This is a genomic window from Sphingomonas sp. S2M10, from assembly GCF_012650175.1.
Taxonomy (GTDB): domain Bacteria; phylum Pseudomonadota; class Alphaproteobacteria; order Sphingomonadales; family Sphingomonadaceae; genus Sphingomonas.
The window spans coordinates 235,755-247,529 of record NZ_JAAILI010000008.1 but is presented as its reverse complement, the minus strand read 5'-3'; the positions used below and the strand labels follow the sequence as shown (position 1 = coordinate 247,529).

The 11,775-nt window shown below is 65.9% G+C and carries 10 protein-coding genes; 2 read left to right on the top strand and 8 right to left on the bottom strand.

What is annotated here, in order from left to right:
* Window positions 1-16: 16 nt before the first annotated feature.
* The 6 genes from S2M10_RS02565 to S2M10_RS02540 all read right to left on the bottom strand — a co-directional run bounded on the left by S2M10_RS02565 (window position 17) and on the right by S2M10_RS02540 (window position 9,609).
* On the bottom strand, window positions 17-1,186 hold the full coding sequence (locus tag S2M10_RS02565) for a pyridoxal phosphate-dependent aminotransferase (protein ID WP_168844713.1): 1,170 nt from the start codon (window positions 1,184-1,186) through the stop codon (window positions 17-19).
* Window positions 1,187-1,220: 34 nt separating this feature from the next.
* Window positions 1,221-2,051, bottom strand: a complete 831-nt coding sequence (locus S2M10_RS02560; protein ID WP_168844712.1) for a sulfite exporter TauE/SafE family protein — start codon at window positions 2,049-2,051, stop codon at window positions 1,221-1,223.
* A 75-nt stretch (window positions 2,052-2,126) separates the two neighbouring features.
* A complete protein-coding gene (locus S2M10_RS02555) occupies window positions 2,127-4,691 on the bottom strand; it encodes a TonB-dependent receptor (RefSeq protein ID WP_247650576.1) in 2,565 nt (854 codons plus the stop codon).
* 747 nt (window positions 4,692-5,438) lie between these two features.
* Entirely contained in the window at window positions 5,439-6,968 is a 1,530-nt protein-coding gene (locus S2M10_RS02550) for a DHA2 family efflux MFS transporter permease subunit (RefSeq protein ID WP_211090819.1), read from the bottom strand.
* Window positions 6,969-6,980: 12 nt separating this feature from the next.
* Entirely contained in the window at window positions 6,981-8,174 is a 1,194-nt protein-coding gene (locus S2M10_RS02545; protein WP_168844710.1) for an HlyD family efflux transporter periplasmic adaptor subunit, read from the bottom strand.
* Window positions 8,167-9,609: an efflux transporter outer membrane subunit gene (locus S2M10_RS02540; RefSeq protein WP_247650574.1), complete on the bottom strand. Its 1,443-nt coding sequence runs from the start codon at window positions 9,607-9,609 to the stop codon at window positions 8,167-8,169. The genes S2M10_RS02545 and S2M10_RS02540 overlap by 8 nt, the downstream gene beginning before the upstream one ends.
* A gap of 117 nt (window positions 9,610-9,726) precedes the next feature.
* On the opposite strand from S2M10_RS02540, the gene S2M10_RS02535 reads away from it, so the two are divergent.
* Both S2M10_RS02535 and S2M10_RS02530 read left to right on the top strand, forming a co-directional pair.
* Complete coding sequence (locus tag S2M10_RS02535; RefSeq protein ID WP_168844709.1) at window positions 9,727-10,368, top strand: TetR/AcrR family transcriptional regulator; 642 nt, start codon at window positions 9,727-9,729, stop codon at window positions 10,366-10,368.
* Window positions 10,369-10,395: 27 nt separating this feature from the next.
* Window positions 10,396-10,896: a hypothetical protein gene (locus S2M10_RS02530; protein ID WP_211090817.1), complete on the top strand. Its 501-nt coding sequence runs from the start codon at window positions 10,396-10,398 to the stop codon at window positions 10,894-10,896.
* A 7-nt stretch (window positions 10,897-10,903) separates the two neighbouring features.
* Here S2M10_RS02530 and S2M10_RS02525 read toward each other — a convergent pair whose 3' ends face one another.
* Both S2M10_RS02525 and S2M10_RS02520 read right to left on the bottom strand, forming a co-directional pair.
* Window positions 10,904-11,140, bottom strand: coding sequence for a helix-turn-helix transcriptional regulator (locus S2M10_RS02525; RefSeq protein WP_168844708.1), 237 nt, complete (start codon window positions 11,138-11,140; stop codon window positions 10,904-10,906).
* Window positions 11,140-11,766, bottom strand: a complete 627-nt coding sequence (locus S2M10_RS02520; protein ID WP_247650572.1) for a hypothetical protein — start codon at window positions 11,764-11,766, stop codon at window positions 11,140-11,142. Before S2M10_RS02520 ends, S2M10_RS02525 begins: the two co-directional genes overlap by 1 nt.
* Window positions 11,767-11,775: the final 9 nt, after the last annotated feature.

The following is an 11,775-nucleotide window of genomic DNA, read 5'->3' as shown; positions in this document are numbered from 1 at the left end:
CCAGGCACCGCAATCGTCAGGCCAGGAGCACCTTGTCGACGGCGATGCGGAACTTCTCCATGTCCGCTGCCGAGCCGACGGTAACGCGCGACATCGTCGGGTAGGCGGTCCAGGAACGGCCGATCTGGACATTCTGGGCGAGTAGTGCCGCCATCATCTCCTTCGGTGCCTTCCCCTTCCACTCGGTCATGAACATGTTGGCATGGCTGCCCGGCAGTACCTTGAGGCCACGGCTCTGGAGATGCGCGATGGTCTTCTCGCGCACCGCAATCATCTCGTCGCGCCGGGCCTTGATCTCGGACGCCAGCGGGATCGAGGCGGTGCCGCAGGCGACCGCGGTCATCGGCAGCATGTTGGTCACCTGCATGCCGTCATAGCGCATCATCTTGTCGTGCAGCGCCGGTGCCGCGAAGGTGAGGCCCAGCCGCATGCCCGCCATGCCGAACAGCTTGGAGAAGGTGCGCATCACCAGCACGTCGTCGCGGGCGGCCACCAGCTTCGCGGCATTGGGCACGTCGGCGAAGTGGATATAGGCCTCGTCGACGATCAGCACCGCGTCCTTGGGCTTGTTCTCCGCCAGCCAAACGATGTCGGCAATCGGGGTGAGCGTGCCGGTCGGGTTGTTGGGCGAGCAGACATAATAGAGCCCGGCATTGGGATCCGCCGCCAGCATCGCCTTGACGTCGTGCTGATATTGCGGCCCTAGCGGCGCCTTGGTCACCTTGGCGCCGATCCAGGCGCCGGTGCGCCAGATCTGCTCATAGGTGGGGTCGGCAGTGACGATCCCGCGCGTCGGCGAGGCGAAGGTGACCGCCGCGCGGTTGAGCGGATCGCTGGAGCCGGGCCAAGCCTTGATGTGGGTGGCGGGCAGCCCCTCCACCGCCGACACGGCGGCAAAGAGCTTTTCATGCTCGCCGTTGGGCTCGTAGCGGTTGCCTTCGGTCACGATCTTCATCGCCGCCTGCGCACCGGCGGGCAGCGGCCCGGTCCAGCATTCGTTGGAGCCGATCCGCACCGCGCCGATCACCGCGCGCGCCGATTGCTGCGCGAAGGCGGGCGCCGCGCGGCCCAGCGCGACGGTGCCGCCGAGCAACGCGGCGATCCGCCCCATGTCGCGGCGCGAATAGCCGCGGCCGCGCAGGTCATCGGCGACTTCGGGCTGCTTCAGCGTTTCGAGGATGGTCATGTCGTGGGTCTCCCTGTTCTATTCGAGACGCGCGTCAGAACTCCAGCGCGTTGTGGAACATCACCAGTGCGATGACGATGAGGTAAATGCCGAATACCCGCTTCAGCATCGCTGGTTGTAAAGCATGGGCAGCTGCGACCCCGAGCGGGGCGGTGAGCATCGACATGGAGGCGATGGCGAGCGTCGCCGGCAGGTTGACGAAGCCCAGCGAACCCCAGGGCAGCCCCGGCTCGTGCAAGCCGATCAGTGCAAAGCCGATCGCGCTGGGGATGGCGATCAGCGTGCCGATCCCGCTGGCGGTCCCCACCGCGCGGTGGATCGAGCGGCCGCACAAGGTCATCACCATGATCGCGATCGTGCCGCCACCGATGCCGAGCAGCGACGAGAAGGTGCCAAGGCCCCCGGCGATCGCGACGCGCGCGACCCCCATCGGCATCTGGTCGGAGATCACGCGGTTGCCGAGCCTCGGCACGAGGAAGTTGATCGACATCAGCAGTACGCCGCTGGCGAAGACGAGAGTCAGCACCCGCCCGTCGACATGGCTGGCGAGCAGCACGCCGATGCCGTCGCCCAGCACCACCCAGGGCGCCCAGGTCTTCAGGATCTCGAAATCGACCGAGCCGCGCTTGTGGTGGCTCAGCACCGATCGGATCGAGGTGATGATGATCGTCGCCGCCGAGGTGCCGATGGCGACATGGGCATATTGATTTTGCTCTCCGCCGAGCAGGGGCAGCATCAGCAGCAGGGCAGGGACGACGACGAAACCGCCGCCGATGCCGAACACGCCGCCGGCAAAACCGGCAGCGAGCCCGGCAACCAGCAGGCCCAGCAAGGGGATCAGCCAGTCGATGGAAGAAACTAGCAAAGCACATCACTCCCGAATTATGTTCTTGCACGCGACAGGACCGGTCGGGCGCCTGTGCGCCCGCCCGGCAAAGCTTCAGAATTTCAGGCTGATCCGGCCGTAATAATAGCCGCCGTTGATCCCGTAGGGCGAGATGGTGGGGTAGAGATTGCTCGAATAGGTACGCGAACCGGCGAGCAGTTGCGGGTTGCGGATCTGTTCGAAGGAACGTTCGGTCGGATAGTGGTTGAACAGATTGTTGGCGCCGATCGCGAGCGTCACCGGCGGCAGCACGCGGGCGCTCAGTTCGGCATCGGTGATGAACGCGGCGTTGACCGGGACGATGGTGTCGGCCCCGCGCAACGGGCCGTTGCCCGGCGTGGATTCGAGGGCATAGACCTTGGAATAATAGCTTTCGCGCAGGTTGAGGCTGAAGATCCCCCGCGACCAGAACGCGCCGAACGTCGCCCGGAATTTGGGCGTGCTGTTTTCCAGCTGGACGATGCTGTAGCGATCGATCAGCGCCGAGCGGCTGGGATCGGCGCGGTTGACGTAGAGCGGCGCGGGCAGCCCCGCGATGCTGCGCACCTGGTTCTCGTTGTAATTGGCGGTCAGCGACCAGTCGACGGTGCCGAACGCACCGAAATGCGACGCATAATTGGCGGTGAAGTCGATGCCGCGCGTGCGCACCTTGGCGCCGTTGACGAAGGTCTGCACCGAAACCGATCCGTCGATGTTCCGCTCGCCGTTGACGTCGAGAAGGACATAGCTGGGTATCTCGCCGCCGAGCGCGGTGGCGACGGCGTTGTAGACCGATTGCTGGTTGTAGGTGAGGTAATTGTCGGCATTGTAGGCGACGCAGCGGCTGGCATTGGAGCCGGTATAGCCTTGCGGGCAGAACTGGCCGCGGAACCCGTAGAAGGAACTGGAGATCAGGATCCGGTCGCGGATGTCGATCCAGTAGCCGTCGATCGTAACGCTCAGGCGCCGGGTGGGATGGAAGACGAAGCCGGCGCTGAAGTTCGTCGACTTTTCGGGCTTGAGACCTCCGAAGCCGAGCGCAGCGCCGGCGGCGGAGTTGGCCGGCAGCACGCCGGAGATGCCGCTGGGGGCGACGTTGATACCCGAATAGAAGCCCTCCGCCAGCGTCGGCGCGCGGAAGCCGGTGGAAACGGTGCCGCGAATCGCGAAGGCGTCCGAGATATCGTAGCGGCTGGTCAGCTTGAACACGGTGGTGTCGCCGAAATCACTGTAATGTTCGTGGCGGACGGCGCCGTCGATCAGCCAGGCGGCGACCGGCTTGATGCTGAGATCGAGATATTGCGAGAAGTTGGTGCGGCTGTGGTTGCCCGCATCGTTCGGGCTGTAGCCGAAGAAGGACTGGGCGCCGCCGCCATAATAGGAGGCCGGATCGCCCGAGACGATGGCATAGGTGTCGCGCCGCCATTCCAGGCCGCCGGCGAGCGTGGCGGGTTCGGCGAGGCCGAGTTCGATCGGGTAGGTCAGGTCCAGCGTGTTGGTCCACTGGCTGGCCTTGAAATCGCCATTGTGGAACTCGGTGGGCGTGAACCCGGTGGCGCGGTAGAGCTGGGCGTTGCCCGAATCCTGGACATGGACGGCGACGAAATCGTCGCCATAGGTGGAGGCAATGTCGAAGGTGCCCGCGCCCAGTGCGCCCCGGACGCCGCCGGTGACGGCATAGTCGGTTTCTCGAATGGCTTCGAGCGGCTGGAAGCCGGCGGGGTAGAAGGGCACGCCCGCGGCGCTGACGATCACATCGGGGGTGCGGACATTCTCATAGGCGCGGGCATATTTGTGGCCGTAGCTGCCAAAAGCATAGAGTTCGATGCCGCCGAAATCATAACCTGCATTGGCCATGACGGAGGTCTGGTCGACCGAGGGGTCGCCCAAGATGCGGTTGGTGTAGGGGTAGTTGGGCAGCGAGCGGATCGCCGGATAGAGCGTCAGGTAGCGCTGAGCGACGGCATTGTCGCCATAGACCTGCGGATTGATGTCGCCGCGGAAGCTGAACCCCTTCTTCTTCTTTTCGACCGTGAGATTGACGAAGGCATTGTCGATCGGCGCGAAGCCGATGTTGCCCGCGATCGCATAGGTCTTGCCGCCTTCGTCGTAATAGCGGCCGCCGGTGGCGGTGATCATGCCGCCATGATCGGCCTTTTTCTGGATGATGTTGATCACGCCCGCGATCGCATCGGTGCCATATTGCGCGGCGGCGCCATCCTGCAGCACTTCGATATGGTCGATCGACAACGGCAGGATGAAGCTGATGTCGGGCGCGGCGCTGCCGCCATAGGGGCCGCCCGCGATCGAGACATTGGCGGTGCCGTGGCGGCGCTTGCCGTTGAGCAGGATCAGCGTGTGGTTGGGGCTGAGGCCGCGCAGCTTCATCTGCAGGTTGTGCGCCTGGAGGTCGCTGCCGAAGGCCTGGGCCTGCACGCTGGGGAGATTCTGGGCGAGCGCCTGGATCAGGTCCGGCTGGCCGGTGCGGGAAAGCTCCGCCGCGCTCAGCAACTGAATCGGCGCGGGGCTGTCCGCAGCGCGCAGCCCGGTGACGCGGGTGCCGGTGACGATGATGTCGTCGCCTTGTGGCGTCGGAGGCGTGCTGTCCTGCGCACAGGCCGGTGTGGCGGTGAGCGCCAAGGCGATGGCCAGAACCAAAAACGATGCCGTTTCTCGAAATTGCATTCGATGGTGCCCCCCGAAGGCTGATGGTTGTCGTTCGTTCGCTCCTGCGTGCGGTCGCGTGTTCTTGTTGTTCTCGTTGCCAGGTATCTGCCGGGCAGGTGTGCCCGTTCCCGAAAGCGCCGTGGCGCAGCCGGGAGTGGATCGATGCCGACAATGGGGTACGCTTCGGCGGCCATTCCCATGTCAGGGCCGCACGTCATCCTGTCGCGCCCGAACCGGGTGCGCGCTACTATGTCAGATCAACGGTCGCACTGGGCTCTCGATCGGAGCCGAAAGCGATAGGGCAGCGTCCTGCAGACAAGGCTGCTGCTATCGCAATAACCAGCATAGTTGGTGCCGATGCCCGCCCTCCTTCATTTAAAGAGAGCGCGGCTTTCTCATGATAAAATGGTGCAGTCGATCGATGTCGATAATCGTACGGAATAGCGATGTGCGCTAGGTTCCGAGCGTGAAGGTTGCGCACTAGCGCCCGGCAAATCCTGGTCGGTCATTTGATCACCTCGTTATTGACCAAAGCACCGATTCGGGCATCCGACCCCTGAATTTTTCTGTCTTGTTATGAGAATGCTATCGGTCGGGCAGGGGAAGTCAATGCGCGAATGACGTATATCGTAACCTTTGTGTCGCGCTTATGTCATATGGCCCGCTCCATTGCTGGAACGGGCCATCGGCACCAACATGAGTAGGATGCGGAGGCGCAGATCAATGTGCTGCGCTGGTATCCACCTTGCCGCGCGGGCGGGGGGTGAACCAGATGATCCCGGCCGCGAACACGAAGATGATCGCTGACAGCAGGAACACGTGCGTGGTTGCCAGCGTCAGGCTTTCCTGGCTGACCAGGCGTTCCACGGCGGCACGCACCTGGCCGATCGAAAAGCCCTGCGCGGTCAGGGCGTTCATCGTCGAATCGGTGTTGAGCCGCGAGACGATCTCGCTACGGGCGACCCGCGAGCTGTCGTCCCAGATGCTCGTCGAGATCGAGGTGCCGATCGCGCCCGCCATGGTTCGCAGGAAGCTCATCACGCCCGCCGCCGAGGCGGTCTCCTCCGGCAGCACCGAACCCAGCGCGAGCGTGGTGAGCGGGATGAAGAAGAAGGGCATGCCGAAGCCTTGCAGGAACTGCGGGAAGGCGAAGGTCCAGAACCCGGCCTGGCTGTTCCAGTAGACGCGGAGCAGCGCAGACAGGCCGAGCCAGAGAATGCCGAAGGACACGAGCAGCCTGGGGTCGACCTTGTTCGACAGTTTGGCGACCACCGGCGACATGAACACCGCGGCCACGCCGGAAAAGGCGGTGGCATAGCCGGCATAGGTCGCCGTGTAGCCCTGGCTGGACTGGAGCCATTGCGGGATGATCACCGCCGATGCGAAGAAAGTGGCGAAGGCGAAGGACAGCGACGTCACCGCCACGGTGAAGCCCCGGTGCCGGAACACCCGCAGATCGACGATCGGGTCCTTCGCGGTGATCTCCCAGGCGAGGAAGACCAGGAAGCCGATCGCGGCGACCACGCCCAGCCACACGATCGAGGCATCGTTGAACCAGTCATGCTCGCGGCCGAGATCGAGCATGATCTGCAGCGCGCCGATCCACAGCACCAGCAGCGCCAGGCCGCCCTTGTCGACGCTGAGCTTCTGGGTCGGCGTCTCGGCGCGGCGCAGCAGGCGCATCGCCCCGAAGGCGCAGATCGCCGCGACGGGGATGTTGATGAAGAAGATCCAGTGCCACGACCAGTTGTCGCTGATCGTGCCGCCCGCGATCGGGCCGAGGATCGGCGCGACAACCGTGGTCATCGCCCACAGGCCCATCGCCTGGGCGTGCTGTTCGGGCTTGAAGATGCGCAGCAGCAAGGTCTGGGTGAGCGGCATCAGCGGGCCGCCGCACAGCCCCTGTCCGATGCGGCACGCGACCAGCATGCCGAGCGAGGTCGACAGGCCGCACAGCACCGAGAAGATGCCGAAACCGATCACGCCGAGGATGAACACCCGCACCACCCCGAAGCGGCCCGCGAGCCAGCCGGTGAGCGGCACGCAGATCGCCTCGGCAACCGCGTAGGAGGTGATGATCCAGGTTCCCTGGCTCGCCGAAATGCCCAGACTGCCCGCGATGTGCGGCACCGAGACATTGGCGATGGTGGTATCGAGCACCACCATGAAGTTGGTCAACGCCAGCACCACGCCGGCGAGGATCAGCGAGGGCCCCTCCAGGAAGCCCCCGCGCTGCATCTGGCCGCTCATGGCAGGCAATCCTTACTTGGCCGAGGTATCGATCTCGGCATCCATCGACAGGCCGACGCGCAGCGGGTGCGCCTGCAGCTCCTTCGGATCCAGCGCGACGCGCACCGGCAGACGCTGGACCACCTTGATCCAGTTGCCGGTCGCGTTCTGCGCGGGGATCAGCGCGAAGGACGAGCCGGTGCCGCCGGAGAAGCCGACGACGCGGCCGTGATACTTCACGTCTCCGCCGTACAGGTCGGACGTGAGTTCCACCGGCTGGCCGACCTTCACCTTGGTCAGCTGGCCTTCCTTGAAGTTGGCATCGACGTACAGCTGGTTGAGCGGCACGATCAGCATCAGCTGGGCGCCGGGAGCAACCCGCTGGCCGACCTGGACGGCGCGGCGCGTGACCACGCCGTCGAACGGCGCGCGGATCACCGTGCGGGCGAGGTCGAGCTTGGCCTGCTCCACCTTGGCGCGGGCGGCGAGCACTTCCGGGGCGGTGTTGGCATTGGTGCCCCGCACCAGCGCATCATTTGCCGCCAGCTGGCCGCTTGCCGCCACGCGAGTGGAGGTCGCCTGGGCGAGACCCGCCTTGGCGAGTTCGAGGTTGGCGCGCGCCGCGGCGAAGGCGTTGGTCGCCGACGTGAGCTCCTCGCCCGAGACCGCGCCGTTGGGCGCGAGCTTCTGGCGGCGGGACAGATCGATGCGGGCCTTTTCGAAATCGGCCTGCGCCGCGGTCACCTGCGCCCGCGCGCGGGCGATGTCCGCCTCGCGCGCCTGCACCTGCGCGGCAAGCGCCTCGCTGGTCGCCGAGGTCTGGCCGAACTGGCGGGTGGCGCGGGCCAGATCGGCCTCGGCCTGCGCAAGCGCGATGCGGGCGTCGCTGTCGTCGATCTGGACGAGCACGTCGCCCTTCTTCACCGCCTGGGTGTCGGCCACCGCGACGCGCAGCACCTGACCGCCGGTCATCGGGGTGATGCTGGCGCTGTCTGCGCCGACATAGGCGTTGTCGGTGCTCACATAATGGCTGCCGACGGCCATGTAATAGCCGCCATAGCCGAGACCGGCAACGAGCACGAGGCCGCCGATGCCAAGCATCAGCCGCTTGCGCAGGTTCTTGCGCTTGCGGTCGTTCATGTCGGTATGGGCAGGCGCCTGCGACGGCTCGCTGCGATCGGCGGCGTCGCCGCGGGCGGAATGGATGGCGGGTTCTGCATCAGCCATGGGTCTTGACCTCGGAAGCGGCGGCAGCGGCCGCGTTGTTGGTGGAAAAGCCTCCGCCCAATGCGCGGACGAGCTGGACGTCGAGCGCAAACGCGCGCGCCTCCAGCCCGGCGACGATCTGGCGGTTCTGCAACACCCTCTCCTCGGCGGTCAGAACATCGAGAAACCGCGACAGCCCGCCTTGATAGCGTTGCTGGGCGATCGAATAGGCCTGCTCGGAATCTTCCAGCGCCTGGCGGCTCTGGGCCAGGCGCGTGGCCAGCGCCTTCTGGCTGGTCACCGCGTCCGCCACATCATGATAGGCGGTGGTGACGCTGTTGTCGTAATTGGCGACCGCCTCGTCATAGGTGGCGCGGGCGCGGGCATATTGTCCGCGCAGCTCGCCGCCATGGAAGATCGGCAGGCTGATCGCAGGACCGGCCTGGAACACCGAGGCACCATTGCCTTTGACAAGGTTGTCAAGGCCAAGCGCGCCATAGCCCGCGAGCGCGCTCAGGCGGATCGAGGGGTAGAAGTCGGCGCGCGCGGCCTTGATCCGGCTGGCGGCAGCTTCGACCCGCGCACGGGCGGCGGCAACGTCCGGGCGGCGGCCGATCAGGTCGGTCGTCACATCGGCCGGGATGCCGCGCGCTTCGGTCGGCGCGGCGGGCAGGGCGATGCTCAGGCCGCGATCCGGGCCCTGGCCGAGCAGTGCCGCGATGCGGTTGCGGGTAAGGCCGATATCCTCATCAATCGCGGCGAGCTGCGCGCGGGCGGCGGGCACGGCCGAGGCCGCCTGCTTTTCTTCCGCGCGCGTCTCGAGGCCGTTGGTCACGCGATCCGTAACCAGCTTCTGCGTCGCGAGGCGGACCTCCAGCGCGCGTTCCTGCACCCGTCGATCGGCCGCGAGGCGAGCGAGATCGGCATAGGCGGCGGCGATGTTGGTCGAGAGCGCGAGGCGCGCCTGTTCCAGCTCCAGCCGCGCGGCTTCCGCCTCGGAGGTGGCGGCGGCGAGCTGAGCGCGGTTCTTGCCCCAGAGGTCGAGGTCGAACGCCAGGTTGAGCGTGCCATAGCCGATCGTCTGGACATCCGAGCCGATCTCGATCGGCAGGCTGTCGCCGATGTTGATCTGGTTGGCCGCTGCCGAGGCGCTGGCATCGACGCGCGGCAGCCGGGCGGCGCCGACCTGCACGGCATAGGCCTGGGCCGCACGCAGCCGAGCGGCGGCGGCGGCCAAGTTGGGCGCGCCGCGGAAGGCCTCGTCCATCAGCGCGTCGAGCTGCGGATCGTTATAGGCGGTCCACCAGTTGGAGACGGGCCATCGCGCCTGGGCAGTGCCGGCGAACGACTGGTCGGCGGCAAAGGCACCGGCTGCGCGCACTTCCGGACGGGCGCCGAGGTCCGGCACCGGCGCGCAGGCCGCGAGCACGGAGGCGGCAGCCGCAGAAAGCAACAAGGGCCTTGTTGGGAAACGACTCATCATGGACAGGAAAAACCGTACTATTGGGTACGCGTTCCAAATGGAGAGCGGTTCCGCTCTTGTCAATAGAAAATCGTACCCTATAGTACGGTTATGGAAATTGTAACTCCCAAATGCCTGGGCAAGCGCGAGGCGCGGAAGCAGGATCGGCGCGCCGCCATTCTCGCCATCGCCAAGCGTCACTTCATGGACCAGGGCTATGCTGGCGTTTCCATGTCGGCGATCGCAGCGGAACTTGGCGGCTCCAAGGGCACGTTGTGGAGCTATTTCGCCTCCAAGGAAGAGCTGTTCGACGCCTGTGTCGATGAGGCGACACGCGAGTACCGCGAGCAGGTGATGCAGCTGCTGGTGCCGTCGGACAATCTCCAGGCGACGCTATGCGCGTTCATCCGCAGCCTGTTGCGCAAGGTCACCTCCCGCGAAGCGATTCAGCTGCACCGCGTGATCCATGCCGAGGTGGAGCGCTCGCCGGAAATGGGCGAGATCTTCTTTCGCCGCGGTCCCCAGCGGACGCGCGAGCTGCTGGCGGCGCATTTGCAGGATGCGATGCACAAGGGGCAGCTGCGCACCTCCGATCCGTTGAAGGCCGCCTTCGCCCTGACCAGCCTGTGCATGGGGTCGCAGCAGCGGGCGATGCTGGGGCATCAGTTCGGCGATGACGAGATCGACGAGGAGACGGATTACATCGTCGATCTGTTTCTGCGCGCGTTTGCGCCGGAGCAATCCCGCGCATAAGCTCTGCAAAAGGGGGGGGGGCGGAGCTTGGCTAAGTCGGAACATTGGCATCGGGGCGTTTGGCCCGCGGCTGCGCTTGCGATCGCGCTGCTGGGGACGGGCTGCCGCTCGGATCCTCCCACGCCGCCGCCGCCGTCCATCGCCTATGCCGGGCTCCCGGTGAGCGGCAGTCTGGCCGATGCGCGGCGCTCGGGCTTCGAGAATTGCCTGCAGATGGACGGCGGGCATCTGCGCTGCCGCCGCTCCGGCGTAATGCTGCTGGGCGAAGGACCCTATGAAGCAGCGCTGGACCTGCTGGGCGGCGACGGCAGCGGCGGCTTTCGCCAGATCACCTTGTGGCACGATCGAGACCAGTCGGCCGTGCTGAAGGTGGGCGACGCGCTGAAGCGACAGGGTTGGTCCTTCCGCTACACGGGCGAGGGTGGGCGCGGCGATCAGATGATCCTCATCCGCAAGGATGCGCCGGTCCATTTCTCGATCGACCTCAGCTATTGGGGCAAGCGCCGGGTGCGGATCCTGCCCGAATAGACCGGGGTCACGCGCCGGATTCGGCCTGCAGATCGTCGTCCGAGAATTCATAGGCGAGCAGATCGCCCGGCGTGCAGTCGAGATAGCGGCAGATCGCCGCGAGCGTCGCGAAGCGCACGCCCTTCACGCGCCCTGACTTGAGCAACGACAGGTTGCTTTCGGTGATGCCGATCGCCTCGGCCAGTTCCTTCGAGCGGACCTTACGGCGGGCGAGCATGACGTCTAGGTTGACGATGATCGGCATCAGATGAAGCCGTCCAGGTCGCGGCGTGCCTCCAGGCCGGCCTCCACCGCCCAGATCGCGGTATAGGCGGCGAGTGCCAGCAGCAGGCCGGCGCCGATCTTGTCGAGATAGATGAACCACTCCACGGTCGCGCCGTTCGGCGTACCCGGCGAGAGCAGGGTTGCCAGCAGGCAATCGTAGAGCGGGCTCATCAGTGCCCACAAGATCGCGGCGATCGAGGAAAGACGCAGCCAGCGCAGTGCCTTGGGGAGCGCGACCGATCCGCGCCCGCCAAGGCGCCGCAAGGCGAGCCCCACGCCCAGCATCACGAAGGCGAACGGCCCCAGGTTGATCATCTCCACCGCGGCGAGCCCCAGCCGCACATCCGGACGGGCGACATAGGCTTCGAAGGTCTTCAGCCCCGCCGGGCTGGCGAGAACGATGCCGCGTACGTCCTGATCCAGCAGGATGGAAGGCTGGTTGCGCCAGACGCAGCCCGCCTCGATGTCACAGACCGGCGACGCGCCGGGGGACAGGCCCGCCACGGCGATGACGATGGCCATCACCATCGCCGCTAGCACGAAGATCGCGCCGACCGCACGGCAGAGCCTGGCCTTGCGATGCGGCAGCCAATCACTGTTTTGCATCATGATCTT